Annotated in this window: 28 protein-coding genes; all 28 read right to left on the reverse strand. The window is 51.7% G+C overall.

Translation table 11 applies throughout. The annotated features are described in order from the left end of the window. Window positions 1-187 precede the first annotated feature (187 nt). Window positions 188-382, reverse strand: a complete 195-nt coding sequence (locus OSH01_RS16025) for a hypothetical protein (protein ID WP_266125145.1) — start codon at window positions 380-382, stop codon at window positions 188-190. Continuing rightward, on the reverse strand, window positions 357-734 hold the full coding sequence (locus OSH01_RS16030) for a hypothetical protein (RefSeq protein WP_266125146.1): 378 nt from the start codon (window positions 732-734) through the stop codon (window positions 357-359). The genes OSH01_RS16025 and OSH01_RS16030 overlap by 26 nt, the downstream gene beginning before the upstream one ends. 2 nt (window positions 735-736) lie before the next feature. Then, complete coding sequence (locus OSH01_RS16035; RefSeq protein ID WP_266125147.1) at window positions 737-6,652, reverse strand: phage tail tip fiber protein; 5,916 nt, start codon at window positions 6,650-6,652, stop codon at window positions 737-739. 2 nt (window positions 6,653-6,654) lie between these two features. Beyond that, complete coding sequence (locus OSH01_RS16040) at window positions 6,655-7,053, reverse strand: DUF6950 family protein (protein ID WP_266125148.1); 399 nt, start codon at window positions 7,051-7,053, stop codon at window positions 6,655-6,657. Next, window positions 7,050-7,625, reverse strand: coding sequence for a hypothetical protein (locus OSH01_RS16045; protein ID WP_266125149.1), 576 nt, complete (start codon window positions 7,623-7,625; stop codon window positions 7,050-7,052). Before OSH01_RS16045 ends, OSH01_RS16040 begins: the two co-directional genes overlap by 4 nt. Beyond that, complete coding sequence (locus OSH01_RS16050; RefSeq protein ID WP_266125150.1) at window positions 7,622-8,218, reverse strand: hypothetical protein; 597 nt, start codon at window positions 8,216-8,218, stop codon at window positions 7,622-7,624. The genes OSH01_RS16045 and OSH01_RS16050 overlap by 4 nt, the downstream gene beginning before the upstream one ends. Before the next feature lie 39 nt (window positions 8,219-8,257). After that, on the reverse strand, window positions 8,258-11,029 hold the full coding sequence (locus OSH01_RS16055; protein ID WP_266125151.1) for a phage tail tape measure protein: 2,772 nt from the start codon (window positions 11,027-11,029) through the stop codon (window positions 8,258-8,260). A gap of 31 nt (window positions 11,030-11,060) precedes the next feature. After that, window positions 11,061-11,372 (reverse strand): hypothetical protein, encoded by a 312-nt coding sequence (locus OSH01_RS16060; RefSeq protein ID WP_266125152.1) that lies wholly within the window; start codon window positions 11,370-11,372, stop codon window positions 11,061-11,063. After that, complete coding sequence (locus OSH01_RS16065; RefSeq protein ID WP_266125153.1) at window positions 11,372-11,791, reverse strand: hypothetical protein; 420 nt, start codon at window positions 11,789-11,791, stop codon at window positions 11,372-11,374. Before OSH01_RS16065 ends, OSH01_RS16060 begins: the two co-directional genes overlap by 1 nt. 27 nt (window positions 11,792-11,818) lie before the next feature. Beyond that, complete coding sequence (locus tag OSH01_RS16070; RefSeq protein ID WP_266125154.1) at window positions 11,819-12,307, reverse strand: phage tail tube protein; 489 nt, start codon at window positions 12,305-12,307, stop codon at window positions 11,819-11,821. Window positions 12,308-12,354: 47 nt separating this feature from the next. Beyond that, a complete protein-coding gene (locus tag OSH01_RS16075; RefSeq protein WP_266125155.1) occupies window positions 12,355-12,717 on the reverse strand; it encodes a DUF3168 domain-containing protein in 363 nt (120 codons plus the stop codon). Between the two features lie 2 nt (window positions 12,718-12,719). Beyond that, window positions 12,720-13,223, reverse strand: a complete 504-nt coding sequence (locus OSH01_RS16080) for a hypothetical protein (protein ID WP_266125156.1) — start codon at window positions 13,221-13,223, stop codon at window positions 12,720-12,722. A gap of 6 nt (window positions 13,224-13,229) precedes the next feature. After that, the gene (locus OSH01_RS16085) at window positions 13,230-13,382 is read right to left on the reverse strand and encodes a hypothetical protein (RefSeq protein ID WP_266125157.1); all 153 of its coding nucleotides are present in this window, start codon (window positions 13,380-13,382) and stop codon (window positions 13,230-13,232) included. Window positions 13,383-13,384: 2 nt separating this feature from the next. Then, a complete protein-coding gene (locus OSH01_RS16090; protein WP_266125158.1) occupies window positions 13,385-13,756 on the reverse strand; it encodes a head-tail adaptor protein in 372 nt (123 codons plus the stop codon). Then, window positions 13,757-14,056: a head-tail connector protein gene (locus OSH01_RS16095; RefSeq protein ID WP_266125159.1), complete on the reverse strand. Its 300-nt coding sequence runs from the start codon at window positions 14,054-14,056 to the stop codon at window positions 13,757-13,759. It lies immediately after the preceding gene. Beyond that, window positions 14,056-15,279, reverse strand: a complete 1,224-nt coding sequence (locus OSH01_RS16100; protein WP_266125160.1) for a phage major capsid protein — start codon at window positions 15,277-15,279, stop codon at window positions 14,056-14,058. The genes OSH01_RS16095 and OSH01_RS16100 overlap by 1 nt, the downstream gene beginning before the upstream one ends. A gap of 12 nt (window positions 15,280-15,291) precedes the next feature. Further along, entirely contained in the window at window positions 15,292-15,900 is a 609-nt protein-coding gene (locus OSH01_RS16105; protein WP_266125161.1) for an HK97 family phage prohead protease, read from the reverse strand. A 9-nt stretch (window positions 15,901-15,909) separates the two neighbouring features. Then, window positions 15,910-17,127, reverse strand: coding sequence for a phage portal protein (locus OSH01_RS16110; protein ID WP_266125162.1), 1,218 nt, complete (start codon window positions 17,125-17,127; stop codon window positions 15,910-15,912). Further along, entirely contained in the window at window positions 17,127-17,279 is a 153-nt protein-coding gene (locus tag OSH01_RS16115; RefSeq protein ID WP_266125163.1) for a hypothetical protein, read from the reverse strand. The genes OSH01_RS16110 and OSH01_RS16115 overlap by 1 nt, the downstream gene beginning before the upstream one ends. Beyond that, on the reverse strand, window positions 17,279-19,009 hold the full coding sequence (locus tag OSH01_RS16120) for a terminase large subunit (RefSeq protein ID WP_266125164.1): 1,731 nt from the start codon (window positions 19,007-19,009) through the stop codon (window positions 17,279-17,281). Before OSH01_RS16120 ends, OSH01_RS16115 begins: the two co-directional genes overlap by 1 nt. Before the next feature lies 1 nt (window position 19,010). Next, a complete protein-coding gene (locus tag OSH01_RS16125; protein WP_266125165.1) occupies window positions 19,011-19,490 on the reverse strand; it encodes a phage terminase small subunit P27 family in 480 nt (159 codons plus the stop codon). A gap of 106 nt (window positions 19,491-19,596) precedes the next feature. Then, window positions 19,597-19,974 (reverse strand): HNH endonuclease, encoded by a 378-nt coding sequence (locus OSH01_RS16130; RefSeq protein ID WP_266125166.1) that lies wholly within the window; start codon window positions 19,972-19,974, stop codon window positions 19,597-19,599. A gap of 83 nt (window positions 19,975-20,057) precedes the next feature. Next, window positions 20,058-20,462 carry a hypothetical protein gene (locus OSH01_RS16135; RefSeq protein WP_266125167.1) on the reverse strand — a complete coding sequence of 135 codons (405 nt, stop codon included), beginning with the start codon at window positions 20,460-20,462 and terminating at the stop codon, window positions 20,058-20,060. Further along, a complete protein-coding gene (locus OSH01_RS16140) occupies window positions 20,459-20,839 on the reverse strand; it encodes a RusA family crossover junction endodeoxyribonuclease (RefSeq protein ID WP_266125168.1) in 381 nt (126 codons plus the stop codon). Before OSH01_RS16140 ends, OSH01_RS16135 begins: the two co-directional genes overlap by 4 nt. Continuing rightward, complete coding sequence (locus OSH01_RS16145) at window positions 20,836-21,546, reverse strand: hypothetical protein (RefSeq protein WP_266125169.1); 711 nt, start codon at window positions 21,544-21,546, stop codon at window positions 20,836-20,838. Before OSH01_RS16145 ends, OSH01_RS16140 begins: the two co-directional genes overlap by 4 nt. Further along, the gene (locus tag OSH01_RS16150; protein WP_266125170.1) at window positions 21,530-22,396 is read right to left on the reverse strand and encodes a hypothetical protein; all 867 of its coding nucleotides are present in this window, start codon (window positions 22,394-22,396) and stop codon (window positions 21,530-21,532) included. Before OSH01_RS16150 ends, OSH01_RS16145 begins: the two co-directional genes overlap by 17 nt. Further along, on the reverse strand, window positions 22,393-22,914 hold the full coding sequence (locus OSH01_RS16155; protein ID WP_266125171.1) for a hypothetical protein: 522 nt from the start codon (window positions 22,912-22,914) through the stop codon (window positions 22,393-22,395). The genes OSH01_RS16150 and OSH01_RS16155 overlap by 4 nt, the downstream gene beginning before the upstream one ends. Then, the gene (locus OSH01_RS16160; protein WP_266125172.1) at window positions 22,901-23,035 is read right to left on the reverse strand and encodes a hypothetical protein; all 135 of its coding nucleotides are present in this window, start codon (window positions 23,033-23,035) and stop codon (window positions 22,901-22,903) included. The genes OSH01_RS16155 and OSH01_RS16160 overlap by 14 nt, the downstream gene beginning before the upstream one ends. Between the last annotated feature and the right edge of the window lie 74 nt (window positions 23,036-23,109).

Below are 23,109 nucleotides of genomic sequence, written 5' to 3' on the forward strand. Positions count from 1 at the left end.
CCACCTCCTGCGCCTCTTGTATGGGCTCCTGAGCATCGGCTTGCTGTATAGAGCCAGCAATAGCAACAGCGATACTACGCACCATGCCGGCGGCGAGTTCAGGCGTTATACGATTGCCCATATTGGTCGCAAAAACTTGCTCGATAATCTGTTTGATATCCATGTCTAACGTCCATAAAAAAGCCGCTTATTTAGCGGCTGGATACTTCTGTTTAACTGCTGCGCATTCGTCTACCCACTTCCCCACATCGGGCGGTAGCTTTTGACCGGTCTCGCGCATGTGCTGAGCTAGCTTGAACACGGCATCAAGCTGATCACCGATGTCGGGATACTCCTGCCGGCGGCGCTCAGCGTAGTTATTCGGGTTGTGATATATTTTCAATTTCGTAAACTCCGTCTAAATAGGGCCACCGCTCTACCCGAACTTGGTAAGTTCCAGGGTACTGAAACGACAGCTCAACATCGCCGCCCTCAGCGCACTCGTACGGCTGCCCCTCTATATGTATAGTGGAGCCTAGGCGTACGCCGCGGAGCCACAGTCCGTCAACTTTTGCAGGGCACGGCTGGCGCTTACGAGGCGTGCCTTCGTCTAACCACCAAGTCCTGTCGTACTCACCAATTACACTCTCGCCATCCCATAGTGCAAGAGTGGGCACTATTACATGCTTGAAGTCGCCAAATACCGTCTGGCACATTCGCCCGTCTTTAAATAATGTATATATTGTGTCAGTCATAATTACCTCATCGCGGACTCTATACGCACAAAAACCTCACTAAACGAATCAGCCACCCTAGGCTGAACTAATCTAACGCCGACGTTGCCAGCAGGCATATCAATTACTACAGAAAACTGCCCTCCTAGGACAATATAGTTATTGGCGGCTTGGGAGAAAAAAACTCCGGATGTAGTGAATTTCAGTATCTCTGCTCCGGTCACTGTGTTAATCACACTGTGATAGTTTAGAGACTGACTATTACCGAAGACGTCCGACACGTTTACCGTGACTACCGCTTTCGCTGCGGCTGGTAAATACATTCCTACTGACGTGCTTCGCGACGACGCTGTGGTGATTTGCGCTGGGGCACTAGCAACAGCGGTGACCGTAATAGAGTTACCCGCTATTCTTAGCGTATCAATCTCTGCTACGCCAACATGCAAGCGCTTAATTGACCCCTCTTTCATATGTGCTGAGTCAATATAAGCAGTGACAATATTCGCTAACACAGTGGCCAAGTTTTGAGACTCAATCTTTAGTGCATCTAACGATTCAATTTGTGCTGACTTAATTGCCGCTTGGGCAATCAAAGCAGCGTTAAATATTGCCGCCCCGCCTTGCACCGAAAACACTGCTTTCGGTTGCCCGTTTACGTCATGCATGACATTGAACATGTCGGCTAACACGTTAAACGCTGAGCGAGTCACACCGCCTTCGTTAACGATACCCAAACTAGTACCGGCTATGTACGGCACTCCCCCAACATTAAGCTGAACGTTAACACCCCACTGCGCGATCATTTTTCCTTCCAGCTCGACTAGTGCCTGCAAGGTTTCCTGAACTGCTGCGCTATTACCTCCAAGGCTTGTTTTCACGATATCCACAATCTCAGCCATCGAAGAGACTTCAGTCGCTACTATTTGCCGTGTTTCTGCGATCGCAGCATAGCTATCCCACAGGGCCAGCGCTTTATCGAGCTCAGCATCTTCTTCTGCGTACAACTGTCGCAAGCCAGCCTGCAAAATGCTTTGCTGATTGATGACCGCTTTTTCAGTACCGTCTAGCTTTGTGTTTGTCTGATTCAGCGCGTCAGCAGTGGCCTGCAAACCTGTTTGCGGATGATTAATCGTGTTGCTCAGCGATGTTAGCGAAGTACCCTGGCTTGTTACTTTGCCGTCTAATTGCTCGACTTTCGTACTTGCTGCCTGAATCGCAGTTGCATTTGCAGCGATAGCTTCTACGGTTTCAACGTCACTGGGCTGCCACTCCAGCGGTGGGACTACATCACCGTCATACAAGCAGGCCCAATGAATAGTAGCGGTACCGGTTTTTACGGTATTCGGATAGTAATAAAACTCTATAGTCGGCGCCGTCGGGCTCAGACTATTGCGCACAAACTTGTGCGCAACTACTTTCTTAACAGCGTTCTTTACGAGATTCGTTGCAATAGACTGCGACCCGCTACCTGTCCATGCTCCAACAGAGGATGTTGTATCGCCCGCCGCAGGCTCATGCGTTATGCAAGCGACGAGCGTGTACGTTTTGCCAACTTCGAGCGCCTTATCTGCGCGATATTCTCCTATTTTGTAATTTGACGTGGGACGTACAATTTCACGATTACTGTTTTTAAGTAAGTTTCCGGCAGCACCAGCAAGACTAGCAATGCTGTTGTCTAAACGGGTAATGCTTTCACCTGCCGACGTCAGCTTTCCTTCTGCTGTTGTTACGCGAGCATTGGTTGCGCTTAGCGCAGAAGCATCCGCTTTTTGATTCGCTGTTTGCTGAGCCGCATCCGCAGCAGCTTTAGCGGTATCTGCTGCGGTCTTAGCCTGAGCAGCTGCAGCAACCGCGTCAGTGGCTACTTTGTCAGTCACTGCGACCCACGCCGTGCCATTCCAGCGTTTAGGCGTATTCGCATTGCCGGTCGTGTCAATCCACAGGTTTTGGGTCAAACGCTTAGCCGCCGCCGGCACAGTACTGCCGTAGATCACCTCGCCTTTTCCGTCAGCTTTATCGCTTACTGCCTGCGCCGCCGTCTGAGCGGCGGCAGCAGTAGACTGAGCTGCGTTAGCTGCAGTTTGAGCACTATTAGCAGTATTCTGAGCCGTTGTTACGCTAGTTTTTAGCTGAGTAACATCGCTAGCCGTGCTTGTTTGCTTGCTTTCAGTTTGCTCTACACGTGTATCGAGTGCAGAAACGGCATCAGCAGTAGCAAGCTTCCCATTACCTGTAGGCATACGGCTTTCTAACGCCGTCGCTCGGTTTGCAAGAGCAGCATCCGCCGTTGCCCGTGCTTGTGCTTCAGTCGTAACGCTGGCTTCCGTCGCTACTTTACCGGTACCGGCCGGCATCCTAGCCTTAAGGCCAGTAATTTCCGTCATCGCTGCTTCGTCGCCCGAAACACGCGCTTGCCGCTCATCAAAGATCAGCCCTGAGGTAACGTTAGGCAGCGTGACGCTGGTGGGATCTGCTTTGCCGGTGAGTTTGACGCTCAATGTCTCACGACTTGTAGCCTCTGCAATATCAGCCGTAGCACGTAGCTTAGCCTCATTATTTAACGCCGCAGTCGAAGCGCCAGGCGCAGGACGGCCAATAGCAAACCAGTCAAAAGCGTAATAATTATCGGCGTTTAACGTGCCGGGTGTCGCGCCACGCAGAATAATGCCGTCGATAACACCTTGGTGTGTGTGAGTAAACACGATGACACCAATGCCATTCTCATCCCAATCTGGCTGAGCCGGAACGTGCATGGTGTAGTTGGATCCTGTAGCGTCCGACGCGTAAAGCCCGACAATCGGGGCCCACGCAGGGCTCCCCACTTTCTTAAGACGCAAGCGCACCTGCGAGTACTCAGCGCCGTTCACGTTTAAACCACGAGGTGAGACCACATAACCTATACTGTCCGCCGGCCTGAGCCAGCTACCATCAACAATCGTGCCACTGCTCCACCCCTCTCGAACACCCTCCCAGTACCACATCTTCGCGTAGTCGAACTGCTCGCCGATGCCTGCCTGTAACTGCGACATTTGCTGCACAACAGACTCGTGATTGCCAGCAACCACGCGCTTTAAACCGCCAATCAAACCAGTGCTAACTTGATTAACATCGGAACCCGAGTAGTCGCCGCGCACTTGCACAGCAAGCGTTTGGCGTGCGTTCGCCTCAGCACTATCACCCGAGGCCCGAGCCAGCTCTTCTGCACGAATAGCCGCGGCATTATCCCCCACTGCTGCCGTAACAGTATTGATTTGGCCCGCTAAAGATGCGTCCGCTGCCTGACGTTCCGTTTTCTCCGTAGTAATAGCCGCACCGCGGGCTTGAGCCTCGGCAGTCAATCCATCGGCTAACGCCTGCGCAGCAACAACCTGCCCGTCAATGCGAGCCTGAGCCTCAGCAGCGACCGCCGTGCCTCGATCGATTACCTCTTTAGCAATAGCCTGCGCATTGTCCGCGATCTTTTGGGCTTGCAAGCCAGTTTCAGCCAAAGCGGAGTCAACAGTATCACGGATATTCGGTATATCTCGAATATTGCCCATCAGTTGCTGACCGAGCGCACTACCAACGATTTCTTGCGTTAACCCGTCAAGAATCAGCCCCACATCAGCACTTGCTTGCCCGCGAATACCTGGCTTGTTTTCAGCAGGATGCCATGGACTTGGCGTGCCGTTTTCATCTACAAGACGGCCCCAAAACCACAACTCAGCGCCTGCCGCCAAATTAAGCAGCGACGCACTATCTGTTGGCCAAGCGTAGTCTCCTAACTTTATTGAACTATCAAACTCGCTGCCTATGCCGTACCGAATCTGCGTATGGCGAAGTGCATTCTTTGTGCCGGGAAATGTCCACGAAATATTGATGCCAGCAAGAATGCTCTCGGTTGATAAACCTGTGAGCGCTGGCGGCGCTTCGACCATCCCATCGTACTCATTCCAGCCATCAGTCCAGTTAGATGTGGCACCAGTGCCGCTAACCGCCCGAGCCTGATACTGATAAGTAACGCCGTCAATCAGGGTGGCAGTGAATGATGTACCCGTTGCATCGCCAGGCACCGGAGGGTTCCAAATCCATTCATCACCAGGGGCTCGATAGCGTGTTTCGATTCGCCCGCCTTGTAAAACATAGGGCTGCTGATGAGGCCCCCAGCTTAAGTCAACACGAACAACCGCCACGCCATCGGCTAGCGCCTGGGGTTTTTGGGGTGATACAGTAAACCCAACAATCGGCGCAATATTCCATAAATAGCTGTTATCTGGAGTGGGTGTCGGGTCAGAAGGCAAGAATGTATCGGGATCTAATGCCCATACATTTGCGCGCGTCTCCTGCAGTGTCAGCTCGAACGTCCCGTCCCAGTTATCAATGCGATTAATAACTTGAAACGTACGCCCAGCATATTGGGGACGATTTGATAAATTAAGCTGCACAGTATCTAGTACAGCAATATCCTCACCGATACCCAAAACGCTTATTCTCCCGGCAAACGCTGGGCGCGCCGATTCCAGTGCAACACCCATCAAATAAGCAGCTTGACGCTCATCTGTCGTGGCTGGCAGCGGCAGATCAAGTGGAGACTCTGCGCCATCTAGCGTTAAATACGCATCATTTTTAATAGGCCGAGGGCTTGACTCTAGCCAGTTTCGCGAAGCATTGATAAATGTTGATGTGACAATATTTGCCGGAGCATCATCTTGCCCAGACTTGTCCATCGCAATATCTTTATCGCCGACAACATCATCATCAGTAATCGTTACGGTGGCTGTGCGAAAGGCTCCCGCGAATATACGATACATACCAGCGGTGAATACGTACTCGCCCGCCATCGATGACAGAATGATATTTAGATTTTCTACCGGTGGATTGCCTGTATCTATAAGCGTGTGGCACTCATAGCGCTTAATACTCTCATACCCCTGCCCGTCCAGTGTGCGCACACGTATCTGCTCATCACAAATATTCGCAGCAATAGATACGCATGGCCAGTCAATCCACGAATCAGGGATACCCATGCCTCCAAGTGCTCGAGGCATGGTCATCCACCACGCCGACAGCAAAGCAGGGTTAGTTGTGTGCACTGGATAGGTATTGGTGCGCGGGTCAAAAAAACGATGGCGGCCCACCCACCCACCGCGCAATACAGCGCTCATCTGGGGTGCGCCAGCGTGATATAAATCCTCATCCCAAAGATTAAGCACGCGCAAATGCGCCACACCTCGTAGGCGATGACCTGCGGTCCATAGCGGCGTCGCCACATCACCCCAGTCAGACCCCTCTTGATCAGGATCGCCATCTTTAAAGATAGCGCGAATTTTCTCGGCCTCGTATGTCTTATAAGTTATCGTGATGCGTCCATGCCCGCTTGCATCATAATCAAACTCGACGACCGAGCCAGTAACCCTGGGCTCACTAAGGTGCACCCAAGAGTCCGGATCGTACCAGCCCACAAGTCTGACACTTCCTGGAACGATCTGCGCACCCAGGTCAACAGTGGCGGAATGGGCGCCCGGCTGCACATTAAACCTTTCGGTCTTGTCTGTCTGCTTCCGCTTTCCCCATTTGTCACCGGGAAACTGGACGGCAGGAACATAGTCATCGCCAATGTAGTAGCCAGTTAATTCACATTTATTGGAGGCAAGCGCAAGCACAGAATCCAAGGCAGTATTGTGATGCCCGTTTGACTCAATATGCATCAGCGTCCCGCCCACTCGGATAGTACCTAACACGTACTTACGCGTTGAAACGCCCGACCGCACTGTAATATGACGATCTTTTAAGCTGGCGTTATAAGCATCACGCTGCGCACGCTCCGCCTCACGCGCCTTCTTGCGTGAGCGACTTTGCTGATACGCTCCAAGGGCTAACGAGATGGCCACCGTCGCCACAAACTTTATTATTGCCGCCTTAGTAAGGGCTGCTGCAATAACCGGAACTGCTGCAGGCATATCTACACCTCAAAAACCGTATCTACTTCTGACATGGGCCTAAATACCAGCCCTCGCATACCGGGCGCACACCAACTCCCATTCCCCACCACAACGCCGAACGTTTCTCGTCCATCGAGATCCACAAGAGCAATATCACCGCGCTGAGCAAGTCCGGGATGCTTTTCCTTCAACCCCTTCGCTAAGCAACGCATACCGCCCGCTTTCGCCACTCGATTGGCAGCGCCACGCGCGGAGCGGTAGCCCCGAAGCGTTCGCGCTAGATCCACGCCCGTCATTTCAAGTACTGCATCCGCAGCAAATAAAGCACAGTCATTCGAGCCCCAAGAAAAAACCCGCTCACGGCGGGTTTCAATAAAGGCGGCCAATCTTTCAGGCCAATCGTTATATCTAATTATCATTTCATTAACGCCTCGCGCGCCGGCCATACAACCGCCTTATCTTCGAGTTGATCCGCATACTCAGCACCTTTATCTCCCGGGTAAAAACGCTGCTGATCAGCGTTATTTAGACGCAGTGGTGCGGCACGCTGAAGCTCTGCTTCGTAATGCTCAGCAAGGACAGATACCGTGCAGGTTTCATTTGTTTCTTGAATTGGCATGCTTCGGATTCGTCCAACGAACTGAACTACTGGAGTCCCGATCAACTCACCGCTATCTGGATCTACAAATGCCTTAAGAATACGAATAAGACGCCCGCGGTAAGGTTCATCAGCCGCCAGAGTCATGATCGTTGTGTCAAGCCCGCTCATCGTCATTCGTATGCCTTCAAATGATTTTGATGATTCATGAGCAGCCTCAATCTTTAACAGTTGGCCGGTTCGCTGGTAAGTTAGCCCTGCATGTACTACATCCCACGGAGATAAAGCAAGCGAAAGCAGGCCTGCTTTGAAATGCATCTCTACCAGCGCGATTGCCATCCTGTGCGGCGCTATAGCTGCTGCACGCTGTGCAGTACTCAATCCTCGACTCATACCCAGTCCTCAACTAACTCAATCGCAAAGCTAGGGCGCATGCGCCCCGGTCGATACGGAAACTTAACGCCTTCCTTATCGCGCAGAATCCATAAAATATGAGGTCGATCCCAAATGACTGGCGAATTTATTGCACTTGTAACCCGCACCGCAGGATTCACACTAACGGTCATTTTCCCTGCGGTTGGGGCGGCATCTTCTTCAATCATAAGCAGTTGCCCTCCAAGCCCAATGAAGTCCCCCGCGCGCAACGCCCCATTGCAATCCTTTAAGCGCAGTTGCCCTGCCCCTGGCTGAACGGCTGCATCAAGCCTTGGGGCTCCTCGCAGCGTGCCGTTGGGGATTGGCCGCCCAAAATGGGGGGCAGACAAACGATTGGCCCCCCCTCTAAGGCTGGTAATCAGTGCCTCCACCTTTGGCCTACTCAGCCACTCCGCCGAATTTGGAAATGTTAATGTCATCACCCATGAGGCCCCAGGCATTTCAAATGATGAGTGCTTTCCTGAGCGTGAGCGCGTCACCTGCACGTCTTGCTGCAGGCCAATATCAACCGAAGCGGGAGCAATGCCAGTTGGCCAGGCTTTAACTTTCATAAAAAACCAAAGAAAAAAGCCGCATAAACGGCGTTAACGTTAAACTTCTACCCTACCCCTGCGTAAATCCTCAAGAATCTCATACCTTAGCTGTGCGTCACGATCATCCAGTGTCGCGCTCAGAGCGGCCACGTCTGTTCCTGGCGATGCGTTAACTGTCGAATTAATGATCACGCTAGGCTGCTGACGCTGGCCAGCGGACAAAACCGAAGGGGCCGATCGAGGTAACCCACCCATTCCTCCCAAAGAGTTTCCAGGTCTCCGGATAGATCGTCTTAAAGCATTAAATCCGGCCTCACCGCCTATAGCGCGAATCTCATCCTGATTCAGAACGCCCTCACCTTTATGAACTACACCTGCAGGCTCATAACGCCCCCCGTTGCCAGTAAATCCCCCGCTGGAAAAATTGAGCGTCCCTATCCCAGCAAGCTCCTGAGAGGCGGAGCCTTGTAGCGCATAAGACGCCCCCCAGCTAGCACCAGCTAAGTTTGTCCCAGACAAATTCCCTGAGCCGCCACCAATGCCCCCTATCAAAGCGCCAATCCCTGCACTTAAGGCGCCTGCCAGCGGGCCTGTAACCGACTGCTGAATCATCATCCGCATCATGTCGGAAATGATGCTGTCGGCTAAGTCCTTAAAGCTTAGCTTCCCACTCTTCACGAAACCAACTAGCGCATCCTCCATGCCCTTAAACATATTGGTTGCTAATGAGCCCAAGGACTCATATACATTCGCAGCGTCGTCCCTATAGTTAATCAAGGCATCCTTGGCTCCGAGCTGCCAATTGCTCTGCTCAGACTTCAACTCAGCGTAGTGCTTTCGCACCACCCCAAGCTCTTTTTGCAGAGAGCGCTCGATTGCAGACAACTGTGCGTCGCTCAAGCCCATTGGGGAGTTGCGCCTATTCTGGATAAGCTGCTGATACTTATCTTCTGTGCGAGCTAGCGCACTGTTAAGGCTTCTCTCCCAATCGCCCTGCCCGAGCGCCTCCAGCTCACGCATAAACTGCCGCTGAGTGACAGATTGCTGCTCTCGCAGTTCTTTTAGGGTCTTCTCTTGCTCAATCTCCGCTGCCCGAAGGTCTAACGTTTTCGCTAGGTCTAGCGCAATTTCCCGCTGCCCGTCCTTTTTAAACTTAATAGATCCTACGCCGATCCTTGCTAACAGCTGCTCGTACTCTGTCTCTTTCCCGAGCAAAGCTATACGCTCTTTCATTTGATTGATGAGCCGCTGCCCCTCGTCAATAGCAGCCTTGCCGCCAGGTGCCTTTGGATTGGGTAGAGCCTCTGGCGGAAGAACTGAGGACGGTGCCGCACTTAACCCCTTTATTCCCTCCCACAGGCCGCCCACGTAATCCTTACTCATCGCGGCATTATTGGCTTTCTTGAGCTCCTCATACGCAAGAGAAAGCTTGTTTGAATAAGGATTATCTAGCTCCCCTATGCCTACGCTATCGCCCAACAACCCTATGTCCACACCAGGTATATTATTTACGAGGGAAATCATCCCATCGATGCCGCTCATAGCGCCTTGAATTAGGCCGTTTATGGCGCGTATGGCAATATTCACACCACCAATTACAGCAGACCCCATCATGCTGCCAAAGCCATCCCAGACAAACTTCAGCTCATTGAATGCCGTAACGAACGCGCCGATGGTGAAGTTAGCGGTCTGCTTTAACACTCCCACCACATCCACGCCGATATACTCTTGAATGCTGTCTCGAAACTTATATGCCGCGTAAACGCCAGCAGATAACGCACCAATAAAAAGCCCTACTGGGTTCGCCATCATGGCTACTGTTATTGCCTTAATAGCCCCAGCTACTCCTGTGGCTAAAGCCGCAGACAGCGCCCAAACTCCTGCTGCAAGCGCAGGCGCCGCAAAGCCACCTATCGCAGCCAATGCAATATCGGAGTACGCAGCAAGTGATGATATAGCCTCGCCTGCCGCACTAAATGCTGGGGCGACCAGCTGCCCAAAGGCTAGCACGTACCCACCCGCTACTCGAATTCCATCAGCAAAAGCAATTAAGCCACTAGCTATCTCCCCAGAAGCGCCAGACGCCTGATCCAGCAAGCCAATTTGCTCTGTCACGTTGGTCTGAATACGAGTCAACGCATCGCTAATGGTGGCGGGCATCTTGCCGGCCCTAACGCGCACATCATCCAAGGATTTCAGTAGCGCGTTCGCCATGACACTAGAGGTAATTTTCCCCTGCGCTCCCAATGCCCGTAGGTTGTTAACGTTAGTTTTTAGCTCTTTAGCCAAAGCGGCGGCTACTTCGCCTCCGCTCGCTAGAACGGTCTCCAAGCCTTGGCCTGACAGCTTTCCAAGCGCCATCGCTTTAGAAAGGGCACCCTGCACTGCTTCAGCCTGCTGTCCTTTTGTAGATGTCAGCACAAGCATGTGATTAAGAGACTCGGTGTAATCGGCAGCCTGATTCGCTGAGTAACCAAGCTCTTTTAAAACGCCTACATTGCGAGTGTAAATGTCCACAGTTTGCTGTAGCGGCGAGTATGACGCATTAGCAATATCAACGACCCGACGCAGTAAATCAGGGGCTGCTTTCATGTCATTTACTGCGGCTCCGACAGATGACTGCATATCAGACCAAGCGTCAGCATAATTAACTACAGACTTAACGCTGAACGCCAGCCCAAGAGCAGCTCCCGCCTTAACCGCCAACGAAGACAGCGAGCGTATATCAGCTCCGGTCTCTTTTACTTTCTTGCGGGCGCGGTCCATGTCAGTCACGAAAGACCCTGTGCGAGCCAACAAATCAACAACAATTGACCCAGCCGTAGCCATACCGTCACCTCAATAAAAAATACCCAATCTTTTAGCCACCTGTCAGCGCCCTAAGCGTTGCTTTATCAGCCTCAGAAAACTCGCCTTCGGCGCTAGCTTCCTCACGAACTCCACCAACTAAAATTCGGAGCGTCTCCTCAAGGTGATCTCCGCCGCCAAATGAATGCGCTATCAATGCCGCAGGCCTATGAAACCTATGCAAATCATCGAATGGCCGCACTCGATAAAAACGCCGCCATGACTCAAGCTCTCGCACTGTCATGACGGCCTGCAGTTCGCTTACCGTTTTGCCTAAGGCTAATGCCAAAACATGCCAAAACCAGAGGTCGCCCCCTGGCTTCATTAGTTTCCCAAGTCACCATCCTGCAAATCATCGAGCTCGTCGGACCCCGCACCTTCAGCATGGTTGTTTGTGACGGAGAATCCGTTGACCTGTAGAATTCCCAAGAAAATTGCGCCGGACACCGCTGGCTTTAGGCGTGCAGCCTGGGCAATAGTGAGTGCCCGAGATCCGTCTCGCTCAACAAGACTTCTTGCTATCAGCCTAGCGGACGCACCTTCGCGCACCTTTTTATCTTTAGAGTTTTCAGCCTCCATGTGACGCTTCCACTCGATCGCCTCAAGCTCTTTAAAGTAGAGTGTGCGGACAGATCCGTCGCCCAACTTTACTGGATGCTCAATCACCTCTCCAGAAGCAAACATATCGTCAGTGATGACACTGGATGGAATTGGCTCGACTGTTACCTTTCCTTGTGTACTCATTGCTTTATTCCTATTAAAAAATACCGGTTAGACTTTCCAGTTCCACTTAACCTTGCCCGACCGCTGCAAGGTCAACGTGCCACGTACGATTTCGCTAGTGGATACACTGAGGTCAACATCAGCCACATAAGCGACAAAAGCCGCGCTTGTGCGCCCTACGGGAGGCTTAATCTCATCATTAACCTCGAGAGTGGGAGCAGCCACCCCATCCGATAAGCACACAAGCCAATTCAGATTAGCCCCAGAGTCCTTTAGCTCACTAATAAGCGCTTGGTGAGATGGGGCGGTAGGAACAAAGTTAAATGGGACACTTATCGTTGATGGGTCACCCAGCCCGCTTACATACTGCTTATCCTCAAGCTCGTCGAGATCGGTAGTCTCGATGCGCTCCTTTGCGCCTGCGGTCATGCCAGTTAATCCCGTAGGGCACGCAAGCTTAATAAGCTCAGCGGTAGACCCCGATGAATCAACAAAATATAAATGCGTACCTTGACCCTTAATCACGCCGTTTGCCATGGACGTCTCCAATAAAAAAGCCACCCGAAGGTGGCGAAAAATCAAAATTACCTGTTGTGTATAAATTCGACCCTAAAGCCGATTCTGAAGAGTTTTGTATCGGCCTCCCTCGTATTGAGTATCACCGAGCTGGATTGGCCTGCTGAGTCCAGTGCATCGCGAACAGCGCGAGCAACCGACATGCATACAAGCTCTTGATCGTCGCCGGGGCCTGCCCAACAATCAATTTGAATCGTGTCTTTATCTGCCGCCGGGGCATCACTCAACTGATCATAAGGCTGACCCACAACCAAAAACCAAGTTATATAAGGTGAAACGACGCCCTGAGGCGCTGATCCACTGCCGTAAATACGCTCACCAACAAGATGACGCACCGCCGGCAGTAACGTCCGATAAACTGGCGCAAACATATCTACCTCTTATTTATCTGGGCCTGCTTTTTTACAATGACATCAATGCGGCGACTAAGATCAGCAGTAATGACATTAATCGCTGTTTGCGCCTTCATTTGCACCGCTGGGCGAAGCCACGGCGTTGCAGGCTGGTGGCTTGATCCGTACTCAAGTAAAGATGCGGTCTTGTGTGTACTGACACGCTTGCCCGCATTCTCTTTTCGTTTGAGCTTTTCGCCGTCATAGGCTTTGCGACGAACTCGGACCAAGTAGCGCTCTCCATTGCCGCCCAAAATTGGCTTTCCTCGGCTTGCAATTACGTTGCTCTCAAGTAACCCCGTCGCCACGTCACTACCATGCGTAATAGCGCGTAGATTTTCTCTAGCCTGATCCCTAATAACCCGAGCCCCTTTAGCTAAAGCCAGCTTAACTGGGCCACCGCGCTTAGTGACTATCTCGGCCGGCAGTGACTGGAGCGTTTTTAGCACTCCCTCCATACCTCTAAGGCCGATTTCGATTTTCATATCCTATCAATCCAATGTCTGGTATGGATCGTGCTCGCTCACGCTGATCTCATTACCATCCAGATCAACGCTTACGCTCGGCTCCACATCAACATCCTCAGCCAAAGCATTAAGCAGAACATCAAGCTTGGCCTCTATGCGATTTAATTGCTCACGCATGCTTACCCCTCAGTTGGCCCGTATACAACCCTTAGCCGCCACTCACGTCGAGCGGTTGCGTCGGTCTCTACAGAAATAATGTTATAGGTACGCCCATCCCAAATGATCCGCCAAGCAGCCATTTCGCGCTCATCGGCTGGAAACCAGCGAATATTAATCCGCGCTGAGGTCTCCGCTTGTAGTGTGGCGCCTCCTTGAAATTCGCGCCCTGGGCCAGTCAAGACCTCCGCTGGAACGCTTCCAAGCTCCGCGCCATTAGGGAACTTAACTGTCTGCCAGCCCCCCGCCCCTGGTAGCGGATAGCCATTTTCATCACGACTCGGCCCGATATTCTCTTGGAATGTAATGCGATGACGTAATCGATGTGCCAGCACTTAACTATCCTCCCATTTTTTCCTATAGGGCTTAAGTTTGATCTCTGCCGCTGCTCGAAGCTTCGGGGCGTCATCAGGAGATGCTTGATAGTCAGCCTGCAAAAACAGCATCACCCCAACAACCATATTGGCAGGAAGCTGCTGATTGCCTTCAGCGGCAGCAGCTTCCTCCAATTTACGACCAATGAAACGCTCGGCACCATCGATCGCACCATCAAGCAGCATCTGCAGCTTGGTGTCATCCGCATCGTGTATGACATCAAGAAACGCCTTTGCGCTTTCAAGTGCTATAACAGCCATTATGCTGTCTTGCCTTGAAGGGCTTTAACTGCGGCAACATCCTGTAGCACACAACCAAATCGTGAGAATGCTAAGAATGCTGTTTGGTCGTACTCAGCATAACGCTCCACCAAGCGCTTAAGCGCCATGTAACGAACTTGGCGATAAATAAACTGATTAAAGTCTCCAGCAAACATGAACTTCTTACCTGCACCCAGATCATCAATGTAGGTATCCAGCACGAACTGTTTACCCAAAACCGTTGCAGGGTGGGACGCATCAATGCCCGGAAGCCATAAAGGACGCTTATTCCCGTCCTCCATGTCTTCAATCATTTGCAGGGTTTTATCATTAAACGCGAGACGAAATTTTGGCGCGTTTCGATAGCCGGGGTCGATGGAGTGAATAAGCGCGTTCACTTCCTGCCATGTGAACTTCGTTGCTACAGCAGTGTTGGCTCCCACCGATGCGGAGGCCTCTAAGCCCTTGGGCTGCGCTGGATTTCCTGCACCGGTTCCTTTCACAATTAAGCGAGACTGTGTCCGCCCAATTCGAGAGCCTATACGGCCAGCCAAAAAACTCTCCATGTTAATTGCACTATCAGCTAAAAGCTCATTACTTATGCGGATAATCTTCGAGGACACCTTGTGCGCCCCCAAGGATGCCATCCCAAACTCCACATCCTGCTCTGAAGCTGCGGTGTTTTCGCCGATGAGCTCGCCTTCTTCCTCGCTACCATCAGAAACAGGCCATTCAATTGTGTTGCCAGTCTCCGTAACTAGCACCTGCATAACCGACGCAAGGCCACCATACGTGGATAGAGACTCATGTACTTTAGCGATAAAGGTTTTAGGAACCGTATAGCCACCTTTATCCCCTACACCTGCGGCTTGAGCCCGAGCCTCATCCATGGCGCGCTTTTCGTCTGGGGTAAGGTCACTTAGGCCGTGTCGAACAAACTTATCAAAGGCTTTAGCGCGAATCTCATCCTCAGAATCGCCCCCCGCCCTCTGACGAGCCTCTTTATTAAGGTTGTCATAATTTTCCTCTACGTGACGCTGCTCATCATCACGAAGCTCTTGCTCACGTGCGATGCGCCCATCAAGCGCCTTAATGTCGTTGCGCATAGCGTCCCACTTGGAGCGCTGCTCATCGCCCCACTCAGCCTCCCCTTGGGAGTCATGGTACTGACGCATCTCCGATGCAAGACGCGCACGTTGTTGTTGTAGCTCAACCAAAGTCATAATGGTCCTTCCTTAGATTAAATTAATAAGATCAAGAAAGCGTTCGCGTGCGCGACGCTCAGAAATAGCCTTGCCCGCCAACTCTCGGGCATCGGCGTGCTGCCACGCCTCCAGCGACCGCTGCGCGGCGTAGCTATCGCCATAAGCAGGGTATGTAACTGGAGATACGTCCAATAACCCTCCAAATCGGTGAATAGTTCTAACAACCATGTCACCTTCTCGGCGCCACTCATCACCATCAGCAGCGACTCTAAAACGAAACGAGCTTCCGCTAACATCGCCACGCTGTAGTGGCGCGAGAACCATGTCGCGAACTGTCTGTGTATCTGGAGGAGTGATTGTGTAAGCTAGGCCACGGCTATCCAGAGATAAACTTAATGTCCCACTGACAGTACGGCCTAGGACAAAATTCGGGTCATGATTAAATAGAGCGCGAACATCGTCGTTCATCACATCATCAAATGCCCCCGGCGCCACTTCCTCGTAAAACGAACCAAACAGAAGCGAGCTTCGAGCATTAAAAGTTGCCCCGTAACCAACTATCGTGGCGGGCCCATTCTCATGGGCAGCACGAAGTTCACACGGTAGATTTACTAACGTGCGTTTTTCAATGTCTTTCATAATGGTTTCCTACTGCAGTAAGTGAGGCTCTTGCTTTAACTCGATCATTGATTTCGCGTTAACGCTAATCAGCATTTCATCGAGACCATCAACAGGATTGAGATCCTCAAATAGTCGAACTTCGTTTCGACTCATCCAGCCATCTGTAATGGCGTAGTGGTAGAACTCGGCTCGTTCTTTTGGTGTTCCTCGCAGAAGCCCGCCTAGGTTAAGCTTCACGTAATAACCAGCAGCACGCTCTGCTCGTGTAAAGATGCGGCGATTGAGCTCTTGCTCCCAGTTCTGCACCCAAGGCATCACTGTATGCCGCACAAACTGAATGGCTTGCTCACTGATATTTGAGAATGTGGCTCGATCTAAATCGTTGATCATATGAGCCGGCATATTAAAAATTGCCGCCACCTCAGACCGGCTTAATTTGCGAGTTTCAATAAACTGCGCAGCCTCCGGCTCTATCGTTAGCGCCTTAAATTCCAAGTCAGCCGGAATTAACAGAGTCTTGTTTTCTGAGTTCTTTAGCTGAACTGCTGCTTTTGACCAAAATGACTTTAGGCGATCCCATGCGTTGTCACTTATATCGCTTTTAGTGGTTAGTATCCCCGTAGGCCGACCACCAGCATCAAAGAACTGCTTTCCATATCTTTGCGCCGAAAGCCCTAATCCAATGGCGTCCGCGTGCTGCATAATCGGGCTAACACCTAGTCGACCATCCTTTCCGAGCGCCCTAATATGCAACATATCCTCGGGAGAAACAGCCATCGGATGGCCGTCATCATCACGGGTTGAGTAAACCCACCTGCCTCCTATCTTTGTAAGCAACGTTTCACTGGGAAGATGGCGCTCTATAGAAAGCAGCTCGCCACGTCTGGATCTAACAAGGCGCGAATACCCATTACCCCAGCCTAGAATATGCCCCATACAAGTCTCACGCCACTTATATGATGTCTGCCAATCATTAGGCGCGTCATGCAAAAGGTAGTGAGCAGGGTGATCTGAGCCAGTTGTTATTTTCCCGTCAACTTTGCGAAGCACTGCTGCCGGCAATTGTGCTAAAGAGCTCGCTAGCACATAAATACATGAATACACGGCCACCAAACCCCAGCCTGAATCAGGCGTCACATGGTGGCCACCTCCCTCCCCAAAAAGATACTCATTAAGGTTTTGACCCGTTAACTCAGTGTTTGGATTTTCTAGACTCCTGCTCTCAAACAGTAGATCAAGTAGCATCAGCACCCCCTAGTTACTGCGACAGCTGCGGGCAACAACAAGAGCAAGCCCAGGGCGATCAAAGCAGCGCCCTCCCCAAAACTGATATACATCCCCGCCACTAAGCTGCTAAGACCGCCGATAGTCACCGCATCACGAAAAATAGTTTTCATCACATCACCAAAATGTCATCATCCGATAGGGACTCTAGGGCGGAGCGCTGAGGCATCGGGGCTAGAGATCTGCCAATCGCCATAATCAGCGCAACAGCACCGTCGATCTTGTTGTCATTACCCTGCTTGATCGGCCTCATAACGTCATCACTGCCTGGCATGTATTTGGCAATTAAGTTGCCGATACACCAAGTCATAATTGGGTGCCCGTCATGATGAAACCTGCCAGAAAGTATCGCCGCCTCAAGCTCTTTCATGGCATCAGCCATATTTGTGTAGTTTTGAATAATCGTGATGGGATTTAACCCTTCATCGTCCAGCTGATGAGAAAGGTTTGCTGCCCCATGAGGATCTATCGGGCTTGCCACCACTGGCGCCAGTTCATTTACCTCAAGAGCCTCAGCCAATATGTCGCGATAATCAATCTCTGCGCCATCCGTTTGAATCAAATGCCCTGACGCCACCCAGCTTTGATACCTGTCAGCCAGCCTGCGATTCTCTGTCCCTTGTACCGTATCCTCAGGAACCCAGAACGTTGGCGCTACGCAGTAATAATGCCTGCGCCCTGCGATCTCTTTTTGAAACAGCTTAACCATGCAGGTAAGATCAACTTTTGCAGCCAAGTCCAATCCTAGCGTGCAATCCCAACCCTTAAACTGATCCAAAGACAGGCTAGTGTCCTGACATGGTGCAGCCATAAATTTCGCCATATTGATAAACCCAGACTTTGCGGCAGTCCACACATTCAAATGCTTTGTTTTGAACGTGCTAGCAAATCTAGCCCTGCGAATTGCCTGTTGCTGCTGAGCTTCCAGATAGTCCTGGTAAACGGATATCCCGATATTCGGATTAGCTTTCGCCAGAACCTTGGGGTCTGTCCAGTCATCACCCTCATCGATAGTCCATATCCAGCCAAATAGCGTGTCATTGGGCACCAGCCCCTCAAGCATTTCTATAACTTCTTGGCGCTTGTCGTAGCAGGGGCCCGCAATATTTACTCCTGCTGTAGTAATGATGAACATCATCGGCTGCTTACGAGACCCCATGCCCGTCTGCATCGTGGTGTACTGATCATCTGAGTCATGTTCATGGTACTCATCAACCAACGCGCATGACGGCGACGACCCGTCGCCTGGATTGCCGATAATCGGCTCAAACCGGCTGCCGTCCTCAGGGCGATTCATGTTTCCTGCATTAACCTCAATGCCCATGAGCTCCTTAAGCTCTGGGGTCCTGTTCACCATCAAACGCGCTGGCCTAAACACCTCCCATGCTTGCCGTTCAGTAGTCGCGCCGCTATAAACCTCTGCGCCAAACTCACCATCAGCCGCAAACATCCCCAAGCCCACGCCCGCCGCAATTACCGACTTACCATTCTTCCTAGGAACCTCCCAGTAAGATTCGCGAAAGCGACGCATCCCATCTTTCTTGCGCACCCAACCGAAGGTACAAGCGATGCCAAAAGCCTGCCACGGCTCCAGCACAACCTTTTGCCGTAACCTTGCCCACTCGCCCTTTGTGTGCGGTAAAAACTCAATGAAACGTAGCTTCTTTTCAGCTTTTGCAGGATCAAATCGATACTTAAAATCACGTGTCTTTGATTTTTTTAAATCATCCAAATGCCGCTGGCACGCAAGTACCACATATCTGCAGCAAGGAATCTTGCCACGCACCACATCACGCGCGAACTGATTGGCAGCAGCCACCCTAGAATAAGAAGCTCTAGCCATGTCACATACTTAAAATTGCCGCGAGATCAGCACCCGCATCACGTTTTTTGGGGCCCAGAAGTCGCTGTCTACTTGATGGGTCTAGGCCGAGAAGAGATCCAAACGTCGCCATTTGCCTAGTGGCTTCGTTAATAATGGTTGCTGCCGGGTTTTTAACTAGCCCACCTTGAGCGCCATCCACCACAATGCCATGCTCGGCGATGTGCGCCTCAGCCTCTCTGAACCGCCCATAAGCAGAGCAGTAAAATTCCAAGTTTTGAATATCCGTAGCCTGTAGTACCTGCTGGGCACAAAGCAACGGCGCCAAATGCAACCAAAGCTCCTTGGCAATTTCGCCCAACCACTCAGGCGGATCTATCCCCACCACCGCCTCGAAACTAGGGGCCGCACGATTCAAAGAGCGCTTGCCTGGATTGCCTGCCGCAACCTTCCTTTCTACCGGTTTCGGCCTGCGCCCAGAACGTCCTGCAACGCCTGCCATGAGCCCAACTCCTAAATTTCATTTTTCGCGGGTGTAAAAATATGACTGAGCGGCAGGTGTCCGCTGAGCGATCAAAAATGTTTTGACCCACCCCCCCCTGCTCCGCCTACCTTGCCCGCTGTCTAGCCGCGAGCGCTTGCGCCTGCGTAATGCGCTTGTGGCAGTCCCTATTAACCGCCCGCAAGTTGCTTGGTCGATCATCAAGCTTGCCATCGGCGCTGCGCTTATTGTTGATGTGGTCAACCTCGTGAGCCACTAGCGGCAGCGAGCGAGGCTTGCACTCATCGCACTGGCATAGATAGCCATCACGCTCTAGCACTTGATCTCGAAGCCTGCGCCACGGCCTGCCGCCACGCCCTGATTCGTTGGGCTTCTTGCGCCACTCTTTCACTAAATGCTGGTGAGCATCGCAATAGCCGTTTGCATTCCGATGTAGCTGCCTGCAATCAATCTCGCGGCATGGGCGCTGTGGACGTCTAGCCACTATCAACTCCAACAAAAAAGCCCCACCGTTTCGGGTGAGGCTAAGTCAGTGGGCTGAGCAATATCCAGCCTACAGTAAATAGTCTATATCTGTGCGCACACCAAATCAACGTGTGCGCACAATTTAGATTCAAAACCAATCTGGTATCGACTTCCCATCGCCTGAGCAAGATTTTTGTGTGCATGCTCTAGGTTTGTGTAATAAATGCGAACTGATATTTTCATCCTATCAGCCTTAACCTTGGTCACGCCTGGTGCTATGTACTCCACGCGAAGGATTGCCTGGTAGTCAGGATATAGGCTGCCTATAGCGTCATCTAACTGCCGCAGCTCATCATCTACCAATGGAGCCGACGCCTCATAATACCTACTACCATCAACCCTTTCTTGATGAAAAGCACTCCGAGAAGGGTAGCCTAGCCCCGTACGATTCTCGGTCCTTTTCCATCGTCCCCACTCCCCTAATAGAATCTTAAGTCTATTCTTCATGCTTCCCCCAACTCAATCTTTAAATAACCACGACGCTCAGGATCAACTCCCTCGTCTAACACCATCGGACGGAAATACTTGTCGTCTACGTTGATGGCTTTTGCTATACCGTCTAACTGTGGCTTGATGCATGCCAGCAGATTGTCTATGTCTCGCGCCCTGTTATCTGGTGACATAAACGTAATACGAATAGGCACTCGACCCGAGTGATGAAGCTTTGCCCTACCCATCTCGGCGAGCGCCACAACACTACCATCACGTCGCGCTTTGACCTTGGCTCCATGCGAACTGAGCCAGTGCCTCCCGTTTTTGCGATTAGGCATTAGGCTCATATCGGGCCATGGCAACATCAAAACCAACTTTGTACGATCCGTCATGCTTCAATCCCTAACGCTGCCTGAGCCATCCTAATTACTGTGGGGCTAGGCTTATCTTTTCTGTCGAGTATCTTTTCTGCCCACTTCCTACTTGGAATGACTGCCTTCAAAATACCGGCTGCGCCCATTTGCTTTAACGCTGCAGACGCCGCTCGGTTGCCCTCCTCTGTGCGCTTTGGTGCTGGCAGTTGCACGACAGGAGCTGGTATTGGCTCCCATTGCCCCTTGGCTAATGATTGAGCGAGAACATCGGCCCAGCGCTCAGCCATCGGAGGATATGAACCAGCCAGCATGTCACGCTGCCCAATGTGGACTGCTGCGTAGTAAATCGCTGGGTGAGACCACGCAAAGTCATCGCCTTTGCTGCGAGCCGTTAATCCACGCAATGCTTCGTAAAATGCAGTCTCGGGCTTTAGATGCGGCCTACATGCTTGCAAGAACTCGGAAAGGCTTGGCGGCCATGTGTACATCCTGCGGCAGTTCTTGAGCCCCATCGCCACATCGCTTGGCGTTAGACCTTCCTCATCAAACGCCTCAGACCACGCGTACTCCCAATTCTCAATCGCAGCATGGTCGCTAAACGCTTGCTTCCACCTACCCGGATACAAGCCATCAAGCCGCCCGTGCAAATGCTCCATCAAAGACTTGCCTTGCAGTTTCGGCTGGCCTGCTAGCCAGCGACTTTGCGCTTCATACGTCGATAACATCACCACCTCCACCAAAACCACGTTGCTGCTGTCGTTGTCGCAAATACTCGTTTGCATTGAATTTGCCGCCCTGCTGCTGAACGCCCCCTTGTGGGAGGTCACGGGCTAACCATTCCGGCTTAAACGAGTTCCAGCCTCTCGCCATACACTCCCCTAGGCATTGATCGACGCTAATGCCAAGCTTTCCTGCTTTGCATGCATCCCGACCCATCCGGTCAACAGCGGTTTGTGTCAATGGCGCCTTCTTGGCTTTTCGATGTTTTTCAAAATCAGCCCACACCGACTCGGTTGGAGTGGTTGGCCATTCATGAAAACTAAAGCCCGAACTTTCTTTTTTGGTATTTTTTTCTTTTGTAGTCTCTGTAGTAATCTCTGTATCTATTAACGGAATCCCTTTTGGGTCGATGTCGGGTTGCTGATTGGGCATTTCCCCAAATCCCCTTTGGGGAGTTCGGGAGGTGCCTGTTTGGGCATTGGCGAATTGACCGTTATCAGTTGGCTCATCATCGCTATCTGGGGTGCTCACATCACCATCAAACAATGCGTTAAACGCCTCTCGATTCAGCTTGTAATAAACCCTGTGTATCAGCCTTCTGTGTGTTTCGATAAGTAGGCCTCGATCACGCAAATGCTTACGCGCTGTAGCCTGCTCCTTGCGAGATAGCCCTGTTTCCAGCTCCCACTGCTCAACGGTCTTATGAGTGCCTAGCTCCGTGTCCTCAGCACGCTCATCCCAATAAATCATTTGAGACAGAAACAGCGCTGCGTTAACGCCCCCCACAAGCTTTGCAAGAGCAGGGTGAAACGCAATAGGCCTGCCTATAGTGCGTAGTAACTCAATAGCGCTCACAGCATGCTCCTCCTCAAATAAACCCCTACTATCCTAGCCATGTCATCCTCAGCCTCTTGGGGCCATTGCCTCTTACGCTTGAGCTCGTCACGCGTCTTATGCAACCAGTCGATCTGGTGGGCTACTGCTGTGGCCTTGTCGATTACGCCCCCTTGGTCCAGCAGACTATGACAACCGCGCCTAAGGAAGCTGTCAGCACATAGAGGGATTAGCAGAGCGTCTGAGACTTTTATGCCCATGCCCTTACCGAACTCAACACCATTCAAATGCGCGGCTTGTGAGCGTCTCTCTATGCTGCAATTGACACACGCTAGCGCAGCCACATTCCGGCGGTGCTGCTCTGACCGGAAAACGCTCGGCCCCTTTGGTTTATGCTTCAAATGGGTACCAACAAGACGGGCAACCGCCTGCCCTAGCCCAATCTTTTTGTTTTCTCGCTTACCTGGCAGAAAAGATTTACGAGCCAACGTGGTGCGCGCTACTAGGCCGGTACGGCGCTTTAATTCAGTTCTTTTCATCTGCCGCCCCCAGTGCGATCCACAACAACACGCCAAGGCACCCAATAGCAACAATGACGCTAGCTAATGGGGTGACTGGCATACCTGAAAAAATATCCATAACAATCTCGGCTAGGGTCATGACGCTATCCCCTGCAATGACGATGGCAGTGTGCGCTCTAGGCCTTTATGCGTGCAGTAGCGAGCAAACAAGAC

The sequence above is a fragment of the Alcaligenes endophyticus genome (assembly GCF_026344035.1).
Taxonomy (GTDB): domain Bacteria; phylum Pseudomonadota; class Gammaproteobacteria; order Burkholderiales; family Burkholderiaceae_B; genus Alcaligenes; species Alcaligenes endophyticus.